16 protein-coding genes and 1 tRNA gene are annotated in these 22298 nt (G+C 33.2%); 4 read left to right on the forward strand and 13 right to left on the reverse strand.

All coding sequences use genetic code 11. The features are described 5' to 3' along the window. Positions 1 to 94: 94 nt before the first annotated feature. The 8 genes from AC0L4B_RS01750 to AC0L4B_RS01785 form a co-directional block, all read right to left on the reverse strand. Complete coding sequence (locus AC0L4B_RS01750; protein ID WP_473438284.1) at positions 95 to 1885, reverse strand: cytochrome c oxidase subunit I; 1791 nt, start codon at positions 1883 to 1885, stop codon at positions 95 to 97. Between the two features lie 33 nt (positions 1886 to 1918). After that, positions 1919 to 2995, reverse strand: a complete 1077-nt coding sequence (locus AC0L4B_RS01755; RefSeq protein ID WP_473438285.1) for a cytochrome c oxidase subunit II — start codon at positions 2993 to 2995, stop codon at positions 1919 to 1921. A 30-nt stretch (positions 2996 to 3025) separates the two neighbouring features. Beyond that, positions 3026 to 4411, reverse strand: coding sequence for a quinol:cytochrome C oxidoreductase (locus AC0L4B_RS01760; protein ID WP_473438286.1), 1386 nt, complete (start codon positions 4409 to 4411; stop codon positions 3026 to 3028). A 27-nt stretch (positions 4412 to 4438) separates the two neighbouring features. Next, complete coding sequence (locus tag AC0L4B_RS01765; RefSeq protein WP_473438287.1) at positions 4439 to 4996, reverse strand: c-type cytochrome; 558 nt, start codon at positions 4994 to 4996, stop codon at positions 4439 to 4441. A gap of 9 nt (positions 4997 to 5005) precedes the next feature. Next, positions 5006 to 5536 (reverse strand): DUF3341 domain-containing protein, encoded by a 531-nt coding sequence (locus tag AC0L4B_RS01770; RefSeq protein ID WP_473438288.1) that lies wholly within the window; start codon positions 5534 to 5536, stop codon positions 5006 to 5008. A gap of 3 nt (positions 5537 to 5539) precedes the next feature. Further along, positions 5540 to 6997, reverse strand: a complete 1458-nt coding sequence (nrfD, locus tag AC0L4B_RS01775; protein ID WP_473438289.1) for an NrfD/PsrC family molybdoenzyme membrane anchor subunit — start codon at positions 6995 to 6997, stop codon at positions 5540 to 5542. A 34-nt stretch (positions 6998 to 7031) separates the two neighbouring features. Beyond that, on the reverse strand, positions 7032 to 10163 hold the full coding sequence (locus AC0L4B_RS01780) for a TAT-variant-translocated molybdopterin oxidoreductase (RefSeq protein ID WP_473438290.1): 3132 nt from the start codon (positions 10161 to 10163) through the stop codon (positions 7032 to 7034). Between the two features lie 74 nt (positions 10164 to 10237). Beyond that, positions 10238 to 11545 (reverse strand): c-type cytochrome, encoded by a 1308-nt coding sequence (locus tag AC0L4B_RS01785; protein ID WP_473439375.1) that lies wholly within the window; start codon positions 11543 to 11545, stop codon positions 10238 to 10240. Positions 11546 to 11757: 212 nt separating this feature from the next. Between AC0L4B_RS01785 and AC0L4B_RS01790 the strand changes: the two genes are divergently transcribed. Next, a complete protein-coding gene (locus AC0L4B_RS01790) occupies positions 11758 to 12150 on the forward strand; it encodes an SPOR domain-containing protein (RefSeq protein WP_473438291.1) in 393 nt (130 codons plus the stop codon). A gap of 76 nt (positions 12151 to 12226) precedes the next feature. Here AC0L4B_RS01790 and infB read toward each other — a convergent pair whose 3' ends face one another. Genes infB through rimP form a run of 3 tightly spaced genes read right to left on the reverse strand, consistent with a single transcriptional unit; the run spans position 12227 to position 16766 of the window. After that, a complete protein-coding gene (gene infB / locus AC0L4B_RS01795) occupies positions 12227 to 15019 on the reverse strand; it encodes a translation initiation factor IF-2 (protein WP_473438292.1) in 2793 nt (930 codons plus the stop codon). A 39-nt stretch (positions 15020 to 15058) separates the two neighbouring features. After that, a complete protein-coding gene (nusA, locus tag AC0L4B_RS01800; RefSeq protein WP_028289344.1) occupies positions 15059 to 16291 on the reverse strand; it encodes a transcription termination factor NusA in 1233 nt (410 codons plus the stop codon). 13 nt (positions 16292 to 16304) lie between these two features. Continuing rightward, a complete protein-coding gene (rimP, locus tag AC0L4B_RS01805; protein WP_473438293.1) occupies positions 16305 to 16766 on the reverse strand; it encodes a ribosome assembly cofactor RimP in 462 nt (153 codons plus the stop codon). A gap of 162 nt (positions 16767 to 16928) precedes the next feature. Between rimP and AC0L4B_RS01810 the strand changes: the two genes are divergently transcribed. Then, positions 16929 to 17756, forward strand: a complete 828-nt coding sequence (locus AC0L4B_RS01810) for a universal stress protein (RefSeq protein WP_473438294.1) — start codon at positions 16929 to 16931, stop codon at positions 17754 to 17756. 52 nt (positions 17757 to 17808) lie between these two features. Here AC0L4B_RS01810 and AC0L4B_RS01815 read toward each other — a convergent pair. After that, positions 17809 to 17882, reverse strand: a tRNA-Gln gene (locus tag AC0L4B_RS01815). 149 nt (positions 17883 to 18031) lie between these two features. Between AC0L4B_RS01815 and AC0L4B_RS01820 the strand changes: the two genes are divergently transcribed. Beyond that, positions 18032 to 21340 carry a glycosyltransferase family 117 protein gene (locus tag AC0L4B_RS01820; RefSeq protein ID WP_473438295.1) on the forward strand — a complete coding sequence of 1103 codons (3309 nt, stop codon included), beginning with the start codon at positions 18032 to 18034 and terminating at the stop codon, positions 21338 to 21340. Beyond that, the gene (locus tag AC0L4B_RS01825) at positions 21341 to 21967 is read left to right on the forward strand and encodes a polysaccharide deacetylase family protein (RefSeq protein WP_473438296.1); all 627 of its coding nucleotides are present in this window, start codon (positions 21341 to 21343) and stop codon (positions 21965 to 21967) included. It begins immediately after the preceding gene. Here AC0L4B_RS01825 and AC0L4B_RS01830 read toward each other — a convergent pair. Further along, positions 21964 to 22260, reverse strand: coding sequence for a thioredoxin family protein (locus tag AC0L4B_RS01830; protein WP_473438297.1), 297 nt, complete (start codon positions 22258 to 22260; stop codon positions 21964 to 21966). The genes AC0L4B_RS01825 and AC0L4B_RS01830 overlap by 4 nt on opposite strands. Positions 22261 to 22298 lie beyond the last annotated feature (38 nt).

Here is a 22298-nt window from a genome sequence, read left to right on the forward strand (position 1 = left end):
GTAATAGCATTAATAATTGTATATAAACAAATATAAAGAAAAAGCCTTTCTGTTTAAACAGAAAGGCTTTTCAATATTATATATAGATATAAATCTAGTGTTGTAATTCTTCTTCTCCTTCTTTTAAAGGTACATTTTGAGGCACAAAATCTTCAACATGACCTGGTTTACTGTAGTCGTAAGCCCATCTATGTACTTGAGGAATAGCTCCTGGCCAGTTACCATGTACATGCTCTACTGGAGTTGTCCACTCTAAAGTGTTAGATCTCCATGGGTTTTGCTCAGCTTTCTTACCATAGAAAATACTTGAAAAGAAATTATATAAAAATATTATTTGAAAAATACTTCCAATAATAGCAAACATTGTAATAACAACATTTACACTAGCTAAATCATCAAATAATGGGAAGTTAGTATTAGTATAATAACGTCTTGGTAATCCAGCCATACCTATGAAGTGCATTGGGAAAAATACACCATAAGCACAAACTGCAGTTATCCAGAAGTGAACATAACCTAAGTTTTTGTTCATCATACGTCCAAACATTTTAGGGAACCAGTGGTATACACCAGCAAAGAAACCATATAATGCAGAGATACCCATAACCAAGTGGAAGTGAGCCACTACAAAGTAAGTATCATGAACGTTAATATCTAGAGCACTATCACCTAAGATAATTCCTGTTAATCCACCTGTTATGAAAGTTGAAACTAATCCAATTGAAAACAGCATGGCTGGATTCATTTGAAGGTTACCTTTCCATAGAGTAGTAATATAATTAAACGCTTTAACTGCTGAAGGAATAGCAATTAATAATGTTGTAAAAGTAAATACAGATCCTAAGAATGGATTCATTCCTGAGATAAACATGTGGTGACCCCAAACAATTGTAGATAAAAATGCAATTGCCAAAATTGAAGCGACCATTGCTCGGTAACCAAAAATTGGTTTACGTGAGTTAGTTGCAATTATCTCTGAAGTAATACCTAATGCTGGTAATAATACAATGTATACTTCTGGGTGACCTAAGAACCAAAATAAGTGCTCAAATAAAACTGGAGAACCACCTTGGTAGTGTAATACTTCACCTTGAATAAATATATCAGATAGGAAGAATGAAGTCCCAAAACTTCTGTCCATTATTAATAATAATGCAGCAGATAATAATACAGGGAAAGAAACTACACCTATGATAGCTGTAACAAAAAACGCCCAGATTGTTAAAGGTAATCTAGTCATAGACATACCTTTTGTTCGAAGATTGATTACAGTTACAACATAATTTAATGATCCAATTAAAGAGGAAGCAATGAATATTGCCATAGATACTAACCATAAAGTCATACCTAAACCAGATCCACCCTGAGCCATTGGTAAAGCACTAAGAGGAGGATAAATTGTCCAACCAGCTGCAGCTGGTCCAGCTTCAACAAAGAAAGAACTTATCATGATTACACTTGATAAAAAGAATAACCAATAAGATACCATGTTTAAAAAACCAGATGCCATATCTCTGGCTCCAATTTGTAACGGAATTAAAAGGTTACTAAAAGTACCACTTAAACCTGCTGTTAAAACAAAAAACACCATGATTGTCCCATGTATAGTAACTAATGCTAAGTAAATATCTGCACTCATTACTCCATCAGGAGCCCATTTACCTAGTAATGCTTCAAACATCGGATTAGCCTCTTCTGGCCATGCTATTTGAATACGCATCATAATAGACATTGCTACACCAATAACACCCATTATTAGTCCAGTAATTAAATACTGCTTAGCAATCATTTTATGATCAATACTAAAAATATATTTAGTTATAAATGTTTCTTTATGATGATGACCATGATCGTCATGTCCATGTTCTTCTACGTGTGCTGACATAATCTAAAATCTTTAATTTGAGTTTTCTTTACTTTAATTTTTTACTAATGAATCTACAAAAAGCTTTTGCTCTTTAATCCATGCATCATATTCTTCTTGTGTTTCTACTACTATTTTCATTTGCATGTTATAGTGTGAAGTACCACAAATTTTATTACATAATAATAAATAATCAAACTCATATGGTTCTAAAGCTTCTTCACCTTTAGCCATTAATTCTTGACTTTTTGTTTTTCTTATATTATTAATGTTAGCTACCTTATCTTGAATTTCGGCAGTTTCACGCATTTCTGCTGTAGTTTTAGTTGGAGTAAAACTAAACTGAGTAATCATACCAGGAACACAGTTCATTTGTGCTCTAAAGTGAGGCATATAAGCAGAGTGTAATACATCTTGAGATCTCATTTTGAATAACACTGGCTTACCAACTGGTAAGTGTAATTCTTTTACAATTATATCATCTTGTGCGTTTGGATCAGCCTCATCAACCCCTAGTTCGTTAGCTCTATTAATATCTATTAATCTAACATTTGCTTTACCTAAAGCATTATCAATACCAGAGTATCTTGCTTTCCAGTTAAATTGTTGTGCATAAAGCTCAACAACCATTGGATCAGCATCTTCATCAATATTCATGATACTAGTCCAAGTAAATAAACCTTGAATAATTAAACCAGCTAATACAATTACAGGAATAATAGTCCAAATAGCTTCTAATTTGTTATTATCAGCAAAGAATAAAGCTTTTCTACCTTTTTCTCCTCTGTATTTAAATGCGAAGTAATGTAATAAAAACTGTGTGATTGTTTGTACAAAGAAAATAACAATCATTGATATAATCATTAAGTTATCTATTCCAGGTCCATGCTCTGAAGCTGAATTAGACATTAATGGTAAATCACCCCATTTTACAAAACAGATAATGGTAATGGCATAGATGAAGATTAAAAAACCTATCATTAAATAACCATTAATACGGTTATCGTTATCGTTTGCTACTTGATTATTTTCAGTTGCTTTGCCTGTTTGGGTCAAATCGAAGATTTTAACCATTTGCCAAATAGCAACGAAAATAAATACTAAAACTAAAATTGATAATAAAGTCGTCATTGTTATCGTTCTTCTTTATTTTATTTTTTATTAATAATGGAAATGTTCACTTTCTTTAATGAAAGGATTTCCTTTAGCTATAAGTGGTTGTTTAGATATAGCATAGAATACTATGAATAAGAATAAACCTGCAAATAATAAGATTGCTCCTATTTCAGGCATACCGATAAACCATCTATCTCCAACTGTAGCAGGCATAATCATATTGAATACATCAATATAGTGTCCAGCTAATATTACAACTCCTGTCATTATTACAAACCAAGGAATACGCTTATAATCGCTATTCATTAATAATAATAATGGGAATAAGAAGTTCATTGCAATCATACCAAAGAATGGTAAGTTATAATCGTTAATTCTTGTTATATAATATGTTACCTCTTCTGGAATGTTAGAATACCAGATTAACATAAATTGAGAAAACCATAAGTATGTCCAGAAAATACTAAATCCAAACATAAACTTAGCTAAATCATGAATATGACTATCATTTACTTGAGGCAATAAGCCTTTAGATTTAAGATATATTGTGATCATTGCCATTACAGTGACAGCACAAACCATCATACCTGCAAAGACATACCATCCGAATAAAGTAGAGAACCAGTGAGGGTCAACACTCATAATCCAATCCCAAGACATCATTGATTCAGTATATATAAAGAATACTAAAAATGCTGCTGCTATACGGAAAGATTTTTTAAAGTTTCTTTTGTCTCCTTCTGGTGCTTCATCTTGTGCCAAAGAAAATTTACGAGCAAAAAATCTATATAAAGACCATCCTCCAATAAAAATTAGACCTCTAATAAAGAAACCAGTAGTATTTAACCATCCTGATTTACCAGCAACCAACTTATCAAACTTATCACTTTCAGGATTAACCATCTCGTCATTCATCCAAACAAAGATATGATCACCTGCGAACATAGCGATTGCTAAAACGATTAAGGCTCCAGGTAAAAGATAGTATGTAATACCTTCCATTACTCTAAATAACAATGGAGACCATCCAGCTTGGGCTGCAAATTGAATAGCATAAAAAGCTAAAGCTCCTAAAGCAATCATCATAAAGAAAAATGCTGCAACGTAAAGAGCAGAATAAGGTCTATTGTGAATTTGGTGCATTACATGCTCAGCATGTTCATCTCCATGATCTGCTGATGCAGAATGAGAATCTGTTTGTTCATGAGAGTCTTCACTACCATGAGTATCATGAGCTGCAACTGGAGCATGACTATCTGCTACAGCATGAGCATCACCATGAGAACCATGACTAGCTTCATCAGCTAACATTGCTTTAACATCATCTTTAGTTACATGATGAGATGAGTAATAACTTGTTCCCCATAATACTGCTCCTAAAATGATTAGGATTAGCGAAACTATTTTTAGTCTATTTGAAAGTGTGTACATATCTATATATAAACTTTATCTAAAATCTTATTTTTGTAGGTCTGCCTTTAATTTCATAACATAAGCAACTACTTGCCAACGCTCTTCTTCATTTAAGAAATTAGCATAAGAACCCATTGAGTTTTTACCATAATACATAACGTGATAAATACTACCAGAATTAATAGCTCTACCAGCATCATCGTAGCTAGGCACTCCTAAAATCTTTTCTCTTTTTACTAAGTTACCTTTACCATCACCTTTATTACCGTGACAAATACCACAATAAATGTTATAAAGTTCTTTAGCTCTTGGCTCATCAAGTTGAGTTGAATCTAAAGGACTTGTAAGTTCTGCTTTAGCTAAATCGTAACCAGCAACATCACTTGTATATTCAAAAGGTGTATATCCTCTTGGGATAGTTCCATCAACAGGTAATTGTGCTTCTACTCCGTTTGCAAATGCATCAGATTCCTGATATGCTTCGTAGCCTACAGATTCGTACATGTTTGGCATGTATTGATAGTTAGGTCGCGAACTTTTGTTACAAGAAGTAAAAGTTATGGCTACTAATGCTACTATTGTTATTTTAATTAAATGTTTCATTGTATCTAATTAATGTGCTTTATCTACTACGTTAATCTCTACTGCTCCAGTTTTTTCTAACAGATTGTGTAAATCTTGTTGATTTCCAAGTACTGGGATTTCCATTAAGAAATGGTCATCTGTAGTTCTAGGGTCTGGATTTTCAGCTTGTTTAAAAGGCCACATTTTACTTCTTAAATAGAATGTAATTACCATTAAGTGAGCTGCAAAAAATACTGTTAACTCAAACATAATTGGTACAAATGCTGGTAAATTTTCTAAATAACTAAAGCTTGGTTTACCACCAATATCTTGTGGCCAATCTTCAATCATAATGAAATTCATCATTAATGTTGCTACTGTTATACCTACACATCCATATAAAAATGCACAGATTGCTAAACGTGTTGGAGCTAATCCCATTGCCTTATCTAGTCCATGAACTGGAAAAGGAGTATATACTTCTTCGATGTGATGCTTTGCTGCTCTTACTTCTTTAACAGCATGCATTAAAACATCGTCATCGTTATAAATAGCGTGAATTACTTTTGAAGCTTCCATATGCTACTTTAAATTATTTATTTCTTTATTAATCACATCTGATGTTCTTGCATCAGCACCTGTTCCCATTAAACTATCACCATTTTCTCTAATGTTCTTATAACGTTGTCCAGATGATTTTAAAATTGTCTTAACTTCTGCTTGAGCAATTACTGGGAATGTTCTAGAGTATAATAAAAATAATACAAAGAAGAATCCAATAGTACCAATAAATATTCCTATATCAACAAAAGTTGGTGAAAACATAGTCCATGATGATGGTAAGTAATCTCTGTGTAATGAAGTTACAATAATTACGAAACGTTCAAACCACATTCCTATATTTACAACAATAGATATAAAGAACGAGAACATAATACTTGTACGTAATTTTTTAAACCACATAAATTGAGGTGAAAATACGTTACATGACATCATCATCCAATAAGCCCATGCATAAGGTCCAGTTGCTCTGTTTAAGAAAGCATATTGCTCAAATTCAACACCAGAATACCAAGCAACAAAAAGCTCAGTAATATAAGCCACACCTACAATAGAACCTGTAAGCATGATTACGATGTTCATTAACTCTATGTGTTGTACAGTAATGTAGTCTTCTAGATGACATACCTTTCTCATAATGATAAGAAGTGTATTTACCATTGCAAATCCCGAGAAAATTGCTCCTGCAACAAAATAAGGAGGGAAAATAGTAGTGTGCCAACCAGGAATTACAGAGGTAGCAAAGTCAAAAGATACAATTGTATGTACAGAAAGTACTAAAGGTGTTGCTAAACCAGCTAATACTAAAGATACTTCTTCAAAACGTTGCCAATCTTTTGCTCGACCTGTCCATCCAAAACTTAATAAAGCATATATCTTTTTCTGGAAAGGTTTAACAGCTCTATCACGAAGCATCGCAAAGTCAGGTAACAAACCAGTCCACCAGAATACTAATGATACAGATAAATAAGTTGAAATTGCAAATACATCCCAAAGTAGTGGCGAGTTAAAGTTTACCCATAATGAACCAAATTGGTTTGGTATAGGTAATACCCAATATGCTAACCATGGACGACCCATGTGTATAATTGGAAATAAACCTGCTTGAACTACCGAGAAAATTGTCATCGCTTCTGCAGAACGGTTAATTGCCATTCTCCACTTTTGACGGAATAATAATAGTACTGCCGAAATTAATGTTCCTGCGTGACCAATACCAACCCACCAAACGAAGTTAGTAATATCCCAAGCCCAGTTAACTGTTCTGTTTAGACCCCAAGTTCCTATTCCTGTTGAAACAGTATAAATAATACAACCTATTCCCCAAAGAAAAGCTACAAGAGCGATTGAAAACACAATCCACCATTGTTTGTTAGCTTTACCCTCTACAGGAGCTGCGATATCTACAGTTACATCGTGATACGATTTCTCGCCAGTAACTAAAGGTCTTCTAATAGGTGCTTCGTAATGAGACGCCATAATCCTTTTATAATTGTTTATTAATTAATCTATTTTATGCTTCTGTTGTGTTTCTTACTTTAGTATGATACTGAACGTTAGGTTTAGTACCAACACTTTCTAATAAGTGATACATACGATCGTCTTTTAAAAGTTTTGCAACTTTACTTTCTTCATCGTTTATATCTCCAAATACCATTGCTCCACTTCCACATGCTGCAGAACAAGCTGTTTGGAATTCACCATCCTTAATCTCACGTCCATCACGTTTAGCATCTAGAATTGTTTTTTGTGTTTTTTGAATACACATAGAACATTTTTCCATTACACCACGAGAACGTACAGTTACATCTGGGTTAATTACCATACGACCTAAATCGTTATTCATGTGGTAATCAAACTCGTCGTTACCATTGTATAAGAACCAGTTAAAACGTCTTACTTTATATGGACAGTTGTTTGCACAATATCTTGTACCAACACATCTGTTATACGCCATATGGTTTTGACCTTGTCTTCCGTGTGCAGTTGCGGCAACAGGACAAACTGTTTCACAAGGTGCATGGTTACAATGCTGACACATTACTGGTTGGAATGCTACTTGAGGATTATCTGCAGGATCTTCTAACTCTCCAAAACCTCCTAAAGAACCATTATCTCCAAATAAACCAGAGAACCCTTCTTTTTTAGCATCATCCTCAGCAAATGTATCTTCAGATGAATAATATCTATCAATACGTAACCAGTGCATATCACGACTACGTCTTATTTCTTCTTTACCTACAACTGGTACATTATTTTCTGCGTGACATGCTATAACACATGCTCCACATCCTGTACAAGCATTTAAATCTATAGATAAGTTAAAGTGATGTCCAATAGAACGATCAAACTCATCCCAAAGATCAACTTCTGGAGATGTTACAGGAGTTTCTTCGTGGTTTAAAGACACCATTGGCACTTCATTCCAGTAATGTTTATCCTTTGTGTTAAAAATCTCTAAAGTAGTTTCTTTTATAATATCTCCACGACCCATTAACGTGTTTTGTAACTGAACACAAGCAAATTCATGCATTCCGTTAGCTGGTTCGATAGAAACACTTTGTACAGTATCAAAATTAGTATATAATGCATATGCATTAACACCAGTTTTCATTTCGTCTTTAAGACCAGTGGTTCTACCATAACCAAATGATAAACCAACAGAACCTTTTGCTTGACCTGGCTGAATAATTACTGGTACGGTTAATGGCTCAGCACCTTTAACTTTTAAAGTAACATAACTACCATTTAATGCTCCAGTAGAATCATTTTCATTAATGATATTCCAAGCTTCAGCATCTGCTTTAGAAACTGTTAAATAATTATCCCAAGATGTTCTTGAAATTGGATCTGGAAACTCTTGTAACCATGGGTTATTGGCCTGTTGACCATCTCCCATACCTACCTTAGTATATAATGTTAATTCTGTTCCTGTAGTTTTTGCCGAAGAAGCTAACTCTATAGCTGCATTATTTGCAGGAGCTTCATCAATAGCAATTTCTTCAACTACTATTTCTTCAACTTCTTCTTCTTCTTCAAGAAGATCTTCAGCTGAAACATTACTTACAAATACACCATCATGTAATGCTTGATTGTAAGAACTTCCATTCAGAATTGAATCATTCCAAGTTGATTTTATATAATCGTTTAACGATACTCCATTGTCAGTCCACTTTAATAAAGCTTCTTGAAATTGACGAGTATCAAATAAAGGTCTAATTGTTGGTTGCATTAAAGCAAAATGACCTTTTTTAATTTCAACATCTCCCCAAGATTCTAAGTAATGAGGTGCTGCTGCTGTATATTGACATACTAAAGCTGTTTCATCTTCCTTAGAAGTAAAAACTATAGATAAAGAAGTTTTCTTTAATCCCTCAGAAAAGTCTTTTGCATTAGGTAAAGTATACATTGGATTAACTCCACTCATGATAACTGCTCCAACTTTACCTGCTTTCATATCAGCAATTAAAGTTTGTACTGCGTTGTTATTACCTTGACGCGTTTTAATTGGCGTTTCAGGATCAAAAGCTTTACTTCCTAATTTTTTATTTATTTCTAAAGCAACTGTTTGAGCATTCACATCTTGAATACCAGTTACTACTACTCCATTACTTCCTGCTTTAAGTAATTCTGAAGCTGTTTTTTGAACAGCATCTTTAATTTTTGCAGGTAATGCATTAGCATTAACAGAGCTACCTACAATTAAACTATGTAGTTGTGCTAAAGCTAATTTTTGTTGAGTAGGTGTTAATGGCACACGCTTATCTGCATTAGCACCAGTTAATGACATATTAGATTCAAATTGAATATGTCTTGACATCTTACCGTGATCAGGTATTCTTTTAGAAGCATAACCAGCATCAAAGCCTCCACCTTGCCAATCTCCTAAAAAGTCAGCACCAACAGAAACAACTGTCATTGCTTTAGCAAAATCATAATTTGCTAAACCACGTTCTCCATACATTGCTTGATAAGCATCTAAAGCAGCCGATTCTGAAACAGCATCATAAACCACATGGTTTACGTTACCAAATTTCTCAGAAAACTCTGCAATTAATTTAGATGTCGATGGACTAGCATAAGTTTGAGTTAATAAAGTAATTTGCTTACCTGAATCTTTTAAGCTATTTAAAGCCTTAATAGTTTCAGCATCAAAATCAGACCAAGCAATTGCCTTATCTCCTTTTTTAGGACCTTGAACCCTTAAGCTATCATATAAATCTAAAACAGAAGCATTAACCCTAGCGTTTGCATGACCATTAGTTGAAGCTAACGTATTGTTTTCAATTTTAATTGGACGACCTTCTCGAGTCTTAACTAAAACACTTGCAAAATCAAAACCGTTAGCTATTGTCGTTGCATAATAATTTGCAACACCAGGAACTATACGATCTGGTTGAACTACGTAAGGAATAGATTTAACTACTGGTCCTTCACAAGCAGCTAAAGATGCTGCTGCAGTACTAAAACCAACATATTTTAAGAAATCACGACGTGTTGTTGAAGAACTCTCTAATGTATCTTTATCACCTAAAAACTCATCAGTAGGAATTTCTTGAACAAATTCGTTTTGTTTTAGCGTCTCAACAATAGAACTATCGTTTAGCTCCTCAACACTTTTCCAGTATTTCTTGTTTGATGACATATTATATAATTGAATTTATTTCTTTATTAATTATTTTAATCTCTTCCCTCTAAAAAGGAAGTAAACCTATATTGTTAGTAATGACATTTACCACATTCTAAACCTCCCATTTGAGCTGCAGTAAAGTTGTCTTTACCATACTTTTTATACAACTGCTCGTGGATTTTTGTGTAGTAAGCATTATCTTTTACTTTAACATCTGTCTCTCTGTGACAGTTAATACACCATCCCATAGTTAAAGGTGCATGCTGAGACATAATTTCCATTTCTTCAACAGGACCATGACAAGTTTGACACTCAACACCTCCAACAACTACGTGCTGCGAGTGATTGAAATAAGCAAAATCTGGTAGTTTATGAATTTGAATCCATTTAACTGGAGAACTTTCTCCTGTATATTTTTGTTCACCATCATCCCAACCAACAGCATTGTATAATTTTTTAATTTCAGCATTATAATCTACACCGTATTCAGCCAAACCTTCAGCCTGAGTTTCTGGCGCAACTTCATAAATTGATTTATGACAATTCATACACACATTTAGAGATGGTATACCTGAATGCTTACTTACTCTTGCAGAAGAGTGACAGTATTTACAATCTATACCATTGTCTCCAGCGTGAATTCTATGAGAATAATGTATTGGCTGTATTGGCTCATAACCTTGATTGACTCCAACTTGCATTAAGAAACCGTAAACAAAATACGCACTAGCCAACATTAAAACGACAACTGAAACTAAAACCAAAAACTGATTTTGAGCAAAAGCTTTCCAAAGCGGAGTACGTTTTGAAGATTGAGGCAACTCAACACCTTTTGCTTCAGCAAAACGACGTAAAGTTTTATTCACTAAAAATAATGCTGCTGCTAACAAAGCAAACAACACACCTAAAGCACCAAGGATTAATTTATTTGAAATCCCACCTTCACCTGAAGTAGAACTACTACCACCTCCATCAACTTCTACTGGAGGTTTTGGCGGAGCTGGAGCTTCAGAAGCTGTATAGGCTAAGATATTATCAATATCCGCATTTGTTAACGTTGGAAACGCACTCATTGCAGCCCCATTAAACTCGTTATAAATCTTGTTTGCGTAAGCATCTCCAGATTTAATAAGTCCTGCACTGTTTTTTATCCATTTGTACAACCACTCTCTATCCAATCCTTCAGTATCTGCTAAACGAGCCTCTACATTACGTAAAGCTGGACCTGTCATTTTCTTATCCAATTTATGACAAGCTATACAGTTTGCATTAAACAATGCTTTACCTGTAACAGCGTCGCCATCTTGTGCGAAAAGAGAGGTTGAGAATGTTAGTAAAAAAATTAAGCTTAAACGAAGAGTGTTGCGACTTAACTTACGGTGAATCACCTGTTTCATATTATATATTGAATTTACTTCTAAACTTTGGTATGGTTTTTTCATCTATTTTAATAAAATACAGTTCAAAAAACGTTTAGCAAAAGTAATACTTAAAGTCGATTTTAGAAATCTTAAGGAAGTCTTAATTACTAATTTAGAGATATTCTAAATAACAAATTATATCACTTTTACGTTTAATACTTATACATTTGCAATAAATATACTAAAATATGAAGATTACACAAATAAAAACCTATTATCTAAGTGCCTTAATAACAATGTATTTTTCAACATTTACAATTGCTCAACAAGGTACAGTAGTAGTCAATGAAGATCCTTCAATACCTAAATTACTTGAGATTAAAAAGGACATTAATAAAGATGATAATAATAGCGATAGATATAAAATTCAGATTTATTCTGGAAGTGTAGGTAAAGCTGAAAGTAACAAATCTAAATTTGATAATTCAATAGGTGTGTGGAAATCTCAGTTAACTTTTGAGTCTCCAAATTACAAAGTATGGGTAGGAAATTTCAGAACAAGATTAGAAGCTGAACGCGCTTTGTTAGATGTTCAGAAAAAGTTTAAAGATGCTTTTATTTTTAAACCAAAGAAGGATTAAAGTTTTAAACATTAATAATTAAAATAAAAAAAGCGATTCACAATGAATCGCTTTTTTTATGATTAAACTTAAATAATTATTTAAGTTTTTTCTTTACCTCTACTTCATGGAATGCTTCAATTACATCTCCAACATTAATGTCGTTGTAATTCTTGATTTGCATACCACAATCATATCCTTTAGAAACTTCTTTAGCGTCGTCTTTAAAACGTTTTAATGAAGCTAATTCACCTGTATAGGCTACTACCCCATCTCTAATTAAACGTATTTGAGAGTTTCTAAATATTTTTCCATTCATTACCATACAACCTGCTATAGTACCAACTTTAGAAACTTTAAAGATTTCTCTAATTTCAGCAGTACCTGTAACCTCTTCTTTAACTTCTGGAGATAACATACCTTCCATAGCGTCTTTAAGATCGTTGATAGCGTCGTATATAATTGAATACGTTCTGATATCTACTTCTTCTCTATCAGCAATTGTTCTTGCATTTCCAACAGGACGAACATTAAATCCAATAATGATGGCATCTGATGCTGTTGCTAGTAATACATCACTTTCAGTAATTGCACCAACCCCTTTATGAAGGATGTTAACTTGAATTTCTTCAGTAGATAGTTTTTGGAAAGAATCTGTTAATGCTTCAACAGAACCATCCACATCTCCTTTAAGGATAATATTAAGCTCTTTAAACGTTCCTAAAGCAATACGACGACCAATTTCGGCTAGCGTTAATGTTTTAGTCGTTCTAACGTCTTGCTCACGTTGTAGCTGTGTACGCTTAGTTGCTATTTGTTTAGCTTCACGCTCGTCTGCAAATACGTTAAACTTATCACCTGCTTGTGGTGCTCCATCTAAACCTAATACAGATACGGGAGTTGATGGTCCAGCTTCTTCAATATCATAACCTCTTTCGTCATGCATCGCTTTTACTTTTCCACTATTTTTACCTGCTAATAGATAATCTCCTACACGTAATGTTCCTGCTTGAACTAATACTGTAGATACATAACCTCTACCTTTATCTAAATACGCTTCAACAACAGTACCTACTGCTGGTTTATTTGGATTTGCTTTAAGCTCTAATAGTTCTGCTTCAAGCAATACTTTTTCTAATAATTCTTTAACACCTGTTCCTACTTTGGCAGAGATATCATGAGATTGAATTTTTCCTCCCCAATCTTCAACTAGTAAGTTCATTTGTGCTAAACCTTCTTTAATCTTTTCTGGGTTAGCGTGTGGTTTATCAATCTTGTTAATTGCAAATACAATTGGCACACCAGCTGCTTGTGCGTGAGATATTGCTTCTTTTGTTTGAGGCATTATATCATCATCGGCTGCTGCAACAATAATAGCAATATCTGTTACTTGAGCACCACGAGCACGCATGGCTGTAAAGGCCTCGTGACCTGGTGTATCAAGGAATGCTATTTTTTGTCCATTATCTAATTGTACACCATAGGCACCAATGTGCTGTGTGATACCTCCAGACTCTCCTGCAATTACATTTTCTTTACGAATGTAATCTAATAAAGATGTTTTACCATGATCTACGTGTCCCATCACTGTTACAATAGGTGCACGAGATTTTAAATCTTCTGGCTTATCTTGAACTTCTTCAATAGACTCTTCAATATCAGCTGTTACAAATTCAGTTTTATAACCAAATTCTTCTGCTACGATAGCTAATGTTTCAGCATCTAAACGCTGATTCATGGTAACCATCATACCAAGAGACATACATGCAGATATAATTTTTGTTACAGGAACATCCATCATAGTTGCTACTTCGTTTGCAGTAACAAACTCTGTAACTTTAAGTATTTTGCTTTCTGCTGCTTCGATTTGTTGATCGATTTCAGTCTGCTCTCTATGCTGATCTCTTTTATCTCTTCTATATTTAGCACCTTTACCTTTAGACGACTTACCTTGAAGTTTCTCTAAAGTTTCACGTACTTGTCTTTTAACATCCTCTTCGCTAGGCTCTGCTTTAACAATAGTTTTACGACCACCTGGTTTTCTACCTTTAAATCTATCATTTCCTCTTGATGGTCCTGATCCTTTACGGTTATTATCACCTGGTTTTGAGATACGACGACGTTTCCTTTTATTGGCATTATCGTCTTTTTTAGTATCCTCCTTTTTCTTTTTAGGTTTATTAAATTGAGATAGATCAATTTTATCACCTGCAATTTTAGGACCTGAAAGTTTGGTGTATTTTGTTTTAAGCTTTTCTTCAACAGGAGCTTTACTTTCTTCTGCTTTAGCTTCTTCCTTTTTAGCTGGTGTTTGAGCTACAGGTTTAGCCTCAGTTTTAACTTTAGGCTTGGCATCTGATTTAGCTTCAACTTTAGGAGTAACTTTATTTGGTGAAGTTTTTTGCTCTTGAGCTTTTGGCGTTTCTTTTTTAGACTGTGTATTTTGGTCTGCTTTTTTAGCGACTTTTTTACCAGCGTCTAAATCTATTTTACCAACAGGCTTAAGCTTAGATATAGATTTAGAAGCCTTAATCACTTCTTCCTCTTTCCTTTTCTTTTCCTTAGCTTCTTGCTCTGCCTTAGCTGCTTTTGCTGCTCTTGCAGCTTTGGCAGCATCTTCAGCTTTTTGCTTTTCTGCTAACTCTTTTTCGCGTTTAACACGCAGTTCTTCCTTCTCTTTATTCTTAGCTTCGTTAACTTCTTGCGATGCCATTTTCTTGTTAGCATCAGTTTGAAATTCGTCGGAAAGAATACTGTAAGTTTTCTCTGAAATTTTGGTAGTCGGTCGCTTCTCGATCTCCACACCTTTAGAGTCTAAAAACTCTACAGCGCGATCAAGAGAGATGTTAAGCTCACGTAATACCTTATTTAATCTAATTGTTTCAGCCATAAATTGCCTTTAACCTTTTCTTTTTTTCTCAAATATATGTTAATCTTCGAATTCTTCCTTAAGAATTCTGATAACATCTAAAATTGTTTCTTCTTCTAAGTCTGTTCTCTTTACTAAATCTGCCACATCTTGTTCTAAAATGCTTTTAGCCGTATCAAGACCTGCTTTACTAAATTCTGAAATAATCCAGCTATCGATTTCATCAGAAAATTCACTTAATTCAACATCTTCTTCAGCACCTTCTCTTAACACATCAATCTCGTAACCTGTTAATTGTCCTGCTAATCTAATGTTGTGACCACCACGCCCAATAGCTTTACTTACTTCTTCTGGCTTTAAGATAGCTTCTGCACGTTTGTTTTCTTCATCAATTTTAATTGATGTTACTCTTGCAGGACTTAATGCTCTAGTAATGTAAAGTTGTAAATTGGTTGTGTAATTAATAACGTCAATGTTTTCGTTACCAAGCTCACGTACAATTCCGTGTATTCTTGATCCCTTCATACCTACACAAGCTCCAACTGGATCAATTCTATCATCATAAGAATCTACAGCTACCTTAGCTTTGTCACCTGGAATACGCACAACATTTTTGATTGTAATTAAACCATCAAACACTTCTGGTATTTCAGATTCGAATAATTTTTCTAAGAACTTAGGTGATGTTCTTGACATGATAATTGCTGGCTTATTTCCTTTAAGCTCAACACTATCAATAACACCTCTTACGTTATCTCCTTTTCTAAAAAAGTCAGATGGTATTTGTTTATCTTTTGGCAAGATGATTTCGTTACCTTCATCATCTAATAAAATTACTGCTCTGTGACGAATATGATGTACTTCTGCTGTATATAAGTCTCCAACTAACTCTTGGAATTGCTTAAACACGTTAGTATTATCATGCTCGTGTATTTTAGAAATTAAGTTTTGGCGTAATGCTAAAATAGCACGACGTCCTAAATCTATTAATTTCACTTCTTGAGACACATCTTCTCCTACTTCAAAATCTGGCTCGATTTTTCTAGCTGCACTTAATGATATTTCTTGATTTGGCTCTTCTACTTCACCATCTGCAACAACGATTCTGTTTCTCCAAATTTCTAAATCTCCTTTATCTGGGTTTATAATAATATCAAAATTATCGTCATCTCCAAATTTTTTCTTTAACGCATTTCTAAATACATCCTCCAAAATAGCCATTAAGGTGACACGATCTATTAATTTATCGTCTTTGAATTCTGAAAAAGATTCAATTAACGCTATATTTTCCATAACTCTATTTGAATTAAAATTTTATTATAACTTTTGCTTCTACAACATTGTTGTAAGCAATTATTTCTGTTTTACTTACTGTCACTTTACCTTTACCTACAGGTTTTGGCTCTCTGGCTTTCCATTGCAAGGTAAATGTTTCGTCATTTACTTCAGTTAAAGTCCCTTCAAATTTACCATCATTAGTTGTAACCCCCAAGTTACGTCCAATATGTTTTGGATATTGTCTTGATAAGGTCAAAGGTGCAGCTGCTCCTGCAGACATAACTTCTAGTGCAAAATCATGCTCTTCTCTATCTATGTTATGTTCTATTGCACGACTTACAAACATACAATCTTCAACCCTTACACCTTCATCTCCATCAATAATGATTTTAATCTCATTATTTCCTACTACACTAAAATCTATTAAAAATAAATCATTGCGTTCTGTTAAGGCGTCTTGTAATAATTTTTTTACTATTTCTATAAACATTTCTAAGTATAAAAAGAGGGGACTTTTAGTCCCCTCAATTTTCGTTTTTCTCTATCAACGCTGCAAATATACATTTTTTTATTGATTTTCATAGCTTTTTAAAAGTCATTTTTTATTACTAACTTTATAATAAGTTCTTTACAAACCAACTAAATCTTTATTATGAAAAAATTACTAGTCCCAACAGACTTTTCTGGAGAAGCCGAAAACGCATTAAAAGTTGCAGCACAATTAGCAAAAAAATATGATTGCGAAATTATTTTACTTCATATGATAGAGCTACCATTAAACCAAATAAGCACAGAAATGGCTTCGCCTGAAAATCTCCCTGAAGCACTATTTTTTATGAAATTGGCGCATAAAAAATTTGAAACAGAAATCAATAATGAGTATTTAAAAGATATTACAATTAGTGAAACTGTAGAATTTAACGAAGTTTCTAAAGGGATATTAGATGCTTGTGAAAAATATGATGTTGATTTAATTGTAATGGGATCTCATGGCATAGAGCAGCAAAAGGATTTATTTGTGGGCTCAAATACAGAAAAGGTAGTACGTACTTCTAACATACCAGTTCTAGTCATTAAAAATACCCACGAGCATTTTGATATTAAAGAATTTGTTTTTGCTTCGGACTTTAATAATGACAATAAAGAAACTTACTTGCAAGCTATAAAGCTAGCCAATTTATTTGACGCCAAAATACATTTACTAAATGTAAATACACCTAGTAACTTTACGACTACCGCAGCATCAAAAGTTAGAATGTTAGAATTTACAGAACAAACTACATTTGACAATTACACAATAAATATTTACAACGACAATACTGTTGAAAAAGGAATTTTAAACTTTTCTAGGATTGTTAATGCCGATTTAATCGGGATAAGTACACATGGCAGACAGGGTATTTCTCACTTTTTAAACGGAAGTATTAGTGAAGATTTAGTACATCACGCTAATAGACCAGTCGTTACATTTAAAATATAGTTCAAAACTAGCATAAAATAAAAAAGCTTCCTTAAAAAGGAAGCTTTTTTTGTTGGCCCACTAGGTTTCGAACCTAGACTCTTCGGTACCAAAAACCGATGTGTTAGCCAGTTACACCATGGGCCAATCTCGTATTGAGGATGCAAATTTAAGACAATTATTAATACTTGCAAATTTTTTTAAAAAAATAATAATAAAAAACTAACGTTAGCATAAAAGCGACTTCTGTAACAGAATAATTACTAAATTCGCCTCACATAATAAACCAATAATTTATGACGTCTTTAAACTTTAAAAAATGGAACTTAATTTTAAGTTGGTTCGCTTTTTTAATTGCTCTTATTACTTACACTTTAACAGCCGAACCTACTGTAAGCTATTGGGATGCTGGAGAATATATCCTTACATCCTCAAAACTTCAAGTTGGTCACCCACCAGGAGCACCTTTGTTCCAAATGTTTGGAGCAGTATTTTCAGTGTTTGCTTTTGATGCTTCACAAATTGGTTTTTTAATGAATATGATGAGTGCTGTGTCTAGTGCATTTGCTATTTTATTTATGTTTTGGACCATAATTTTATTATTAGAAAAAATAATTGGAAACCCTGAATTATTAAAAAAAGGACAAAAAATAGCCATTTTAGGAAGTGCTTTTGTTGGAAGTTTAGCTTTTGCGTTTACAGATTCGTTTTGGTTTAATGCTGTTGAAACCGAAGTTTATGCTATGGCTACTTTAATTATGGCTGTTATGTTTTACTTAGGATTGCGTTGGGAAAAAGATATGCATCAACCTAGAGGTAACAGATGGTTAATATTAATTGCTTTTGTTGTTGGATTATCTTTTGGTATTCACTTTATGGGATTATTAACTATTCCTGCAATTGGATTAATCTACTTTTTTAAAAATTACAAAACAGTTACGGTTAAAAACTTCATTATTGCTAATATCGTTTCGGTTGCTGTTTTATTATTTGTTTTCAAACTAATGTTCCCTAATGTACTAAGGTATTTTAGTGCTTTAGAATTGTTTTTTGTAAATCAAATTGGTCTTCCTTTTAATTCAGGATCTATAATTGCTGGTATTTTATTAATTGCAGCCTTTTATTATGGACTTAAATACACCAGAGAAAAACAACTGTACCCATATAACACTGCTATATTGTGCTTGTTATTTGTTTTAATTGGATCTTCTACTTGGTTAATGCTACCAATTAGAGCCAATGCTAATGTTGTGATTAACGAAAACAATCCATCTAGTGCCAGAGAACTTTTAGCGTATTATAACTTAGAGCAATATCCTGAAACGCACTTATTTTACGGTCCATTATTTACTGAACAGTACACTGGTTTAGACGAAAACGAACCGTATGTAGATGACAAACCCAAATACGAAAAAGACGAAGCTACCGGAACTTATATAATAGTTAACCAGTATAAAAAAGCTAGACAAAATTACAATTCTGAACAAGCTTCCATCCTTCCAAGAATGTGGAGTGGTGAAAATGCAGAAAACTATATGTTGTTTACAGGCTTTTTAGATTTTAGCTTGAAACCTGAATATCAAGGAGAGCAACGCCTTGTTCAATCAATACTTGATTTTAAAAGTGATGTAAACAAAGGAATGATAGATTATGAAGACTATCATAACTTTTTAAAACAGTTTGGTCAATTTATAAATATTGAAAAACCATCATTAGCAACTAACCTATCTTATTTATTTGAATACCAATTAGGTTATATGTATTGGAGGTATTTTATGTGGAATTTTTCTGGTCGTCAAGATGATCTTCAAGGTCGCTATGACCAACACGGTAACTGGATTACTGGTATAAAAGCTTTTGACGAAATATTATTAGGTCAATCTCAAGACAATTTACCTACTGATGTAGCAGAAAATAAAGGACGAAACACGTATTACCTTTTCCCTTTTATTTTAGGATTAATAGGATTAGTGTTCTTATTTAATAAAGATAAAAAACTATTTTGGGTAACCTTAGTATTTTTCTTATTTACAGGTTTAGCCATACAAGTATACACAAACGTAAGACCATTTGAGCCTAGAGAGCGTGATTACTCTGTAGTAGGATCCTTTTACGTTTTTGCTTTATGGATAGGATTAGGTGTCTATGCTATTTTTGACTTATTAAAAAGCTATGTATCTGCTAAAATATTAGCACCTACAGTTTCACTTATATGCTTATTATTAGTACCTGCTATTTTAGCCTCTCAAAACTGGGACGATCATGATAGATCAGGAAAATATACTGCATTAGCTATGGCTAAAAAATATTTGGATTCTTGTGGTGAAAACGGAATACTATTTTCAATTGGTGATAATGACACCTTTGCATTATGGTACGCTCAAGAAATTGAAAACTATCGTACAGATGTACGTGTTGTTAATACTAGCTTATTTCAAACAGATTGGTACATAGATCAAATGAAGCGTAAGGCTTATGAAAGCGATCCAATTCCTTCTAAATTAACACATGACAAGTACAAGCATGGTACTAGAGATTACTTAATAAAGCGATTAAGATCTAAAGACACTTTAGACATTAATACTTTTATGAATTTTATATCTAGTGATGAACCTAAAACAAAGCTTAGCTATGCATTAATTCAAGAAGGCGAAGACCCTAGCAACTATCCAGATCAGTATTTAAACACTAACTATTTTCCTGTAGAAAATATTAGAGTCCCAGTTGATAAACAATCTGTATTAAAAAACAAGATAGTAAAAGCTAAAGACGCAGATCTAATTGAAGATTATTTAGATGTAAAAATCACAGATAATGCAATAACTAAAAACCGATTACTAATGTTAGATATTGTGGCTAGCAATAATTGGGAACGTCCTATATATTTTACTGGAGGTGCATTTAGCGAATCTGATTATATATGGATGAAAGACTACCTACAATTAGACGGTATGGTTTACAAATTGGTACCTATAAAAACTCCTGTTGCTCAAGCTAACCCTTTTGACATGGGACGCTTAGATACAGATTTTATGTATAATAAAGTTATTAATTGGGATTGGGGAAATAGTGGAAGCGACAAGATTTATCACGATCCAGAAACCAGACGAAACTCGATTACTTATAGAGGTAATTTAGCTAGACTTATTGAAGCTTTAATTAACGAGGATCAATTAGACAAAGCTGAAGAAATAGCTGACATTGCAATGAAGAACATGCCAGTTGATAAGTTTGGATTCTATACTTTATTAGAACCTTTTATTAGCGCTTACTACGAAGTTGGAAATAAAGATAAAGCAAGACAATTGTTTAAAGATGTAGCTATAAAATATCAAGAAAACCTAAAATACTATAGCACATTAACTAGAGATAATCAAGACAATAATTTTACTGAAATACTTACAGATATTGAACGTTATAAAGCGTTAGTAGACGTTTTGGTAGAATATGATAAAACGTTTGCTAAAGAAGAGTCTATGACCTTTACAAACTATCTTGAATTGTTCAAACAATACTATGATAGTCAACCAGAAGCTGAAACTGCTCCTATCAGAACAGATCAAGATTTATTACAACAGTTAGACACTGTTATTAAAAGCGAATAAATGCCTTTTTTTCCAGTAAAAACACCAAAATTTATTCAACGCCTTTTTCCAACTTACATTTGGAAAAAGGCGTCTTTATCTAAAACCATTTATTTAACTTTTGATGATGGACCAACTCCTGAAATAACACAATGGACTTTAGACACACTAAAACATTATAATGCAAAAGCTACGTTTTTTTGCATTGGAGATAACGTCAAAAAACACCCTACTATTTTTGACAATCTTAATAAGGAAGGACATACTATAGGTAATCACACTTTCAATCACCTTAAAGGCTGGAATACAAACACAGAAGATTATATTGATAATACCGAAAAAGCACAAGAAGTAATTAACCCAAAACAGAAACATTTATTTAGACCACCATTTGGTAAAATTAAACGCAAGCAAGCTAAAGCACTTATTAATAAAGGTTATAAAATTATTATGTGGAGTGTATTATCTTACGATTGGGAAGTTAATGTAAGTCAAGAAAAGTGCTTAAAAAATGTACTTAAAAACACCTCATCGGGAAGTATTGTGGTGTTTCATGATAGCGTTAAAGCTTCAAAAAACATGCAATATGCATTACCTAAAATGCTAGATCATTTTAGTAAAAAAGGCTATCAGTTTAAATCGCTTTAAATAAATTCTTTTAAGATAGTTATTAAAGCACTAGCCTCTTGATCACCACTGTGACGCCATTTCATTTCGCCATTTTTATAAATAATTAAAGTTGGCAAACCTTTAACTCTTAAAGCCTCAGATAATACTTTATTTTTATCTATATCAATTTTAATAATTTTAGCCTGATTACCTAACGCTACTGCTACATCACGCAGTATAGGATGCATGGCTTTAGATGAATCACTCCATTCTGCAAAAAAATCTAGCAAGACAGGAACATCAACATCTATTAATTCTCCAAATTTTGACATATAAATGTATTTAAGTTACAGTGTGTTACTAAAATATA

It is taken from the genome of Olleya sp. NP1-10, from assembly GCF_055804415.1.

Bases quoted from the DNA above. Each gene is read 5' to 3' on its own strand.
- AC0L4B_RS01750 (WP_473438284.1), bottom strand. From the start codon at position 1,885: ATGTCAGCACACGTAGAAGAACATGGACATGACGATCATGGTCATCAT.
- AC0L4B_RS01755 (WP_473438285.1), bottom strand. From the start codon at position 2,995: ATGACGACTTTATTATCAATTTTAGTTTTAGTATTTATTTTCGTTGCT.
- AC0L4B_RS01760 (WP_473438286.1), bottom strand. From the start codon at position 4,411: ATGTACACACTTTCAAATAGACTAAAAATAGTTTCGCTAATCCTAATC.
- AC0L4B_RS01765 (WP_473438287.1), bottom strand. From the start codon at position 4,996: ATGAAACATTTAATTAAAATAACAATAGTAGCATTAGTAGCCATAACT.
- AC0L4B_RS01770 (WP_473438288.1), bottom strand. From the start codon at position 5,536: ATGGAAGCTTCAAAAGTAATTCACGCTATTTATAACGATGACGATGTT.
- nrfD (WP_473438289.1), bottom strand. From the start codon at position 6,997: ATGGCGTCTCATTACGAAGCACCTATTAGAAGACCTTTAGTTACTGGC.
- AC0L4B_RS01780 (WP_473438290.1), bottom strand. From the start codon at position 10,163: ATGTCATCAAACAAGAAATACTGGAAAAGTGTTGAGGAGCTAAACGAT.
- AC0L4B_RS01785 (WP_473439375.1), bottom strand. From the start codon at position 11,545: ATGAAACAGGTGATTCACCGTAAGTTAAGTCGCAACACTCTTCGTTTA.
- AC0L4B_RS01790 (WP_473438291.1), top strand. From the start codon at position 11,758: ATGAAGATTACACAAATAAAAACCTATTATCTAAGTGCCTTAATAACA.
- infB (WP_473438292.1), bottom strand. From the start codon at position 15,019: ATGGCTGAAACAATTAGATTAAATAAGGTATTACGTGAGCTTAACATC.
- nusA (WP_028289344.1), bottom strand. From the start codon at position 16,291: ATGGAAAATATAGCGTTAATTGAATCTTTTTCAGAATTCAAAGACGAT.
- rimP (WP_473438293.1), bottom strand. From the start codon at position 16,766: ATGTTTATAGAAATAGTAAAAAAATTATTACAAGACGCCTTAACAGAA.
- AC0L4B_RS01810 (WP_473438294.1), top strand. From the start codon at position 16,929: ATGAAAAAATTACTAGTCCCAACAGACTTTTCTGGAGAAGCCGAAAAC.
- AC0L4B_RS01820 (WP_473438295.1), top strand. From the start codon at position 18,032: ATGACGTCTTTAAACTTTAAAAAATGGAACTTAATTTTAAGTTGGTTC.
- AC0L4B_RS01825 (WP_473438296.1), top strand. From the start codon at position 21,341: ATGCCTTTTTTTCCAGTAAAAACACCAAAATTTATTCAACGCCTTTTT.
- AC0L4B_RS01830 (WP_473438297.1), bottom strand. From the start codon at position 22,260: ATGTCAAAATTTGGAGAATTAATAGATGTTGATGTTCCTGTCTTGCTA.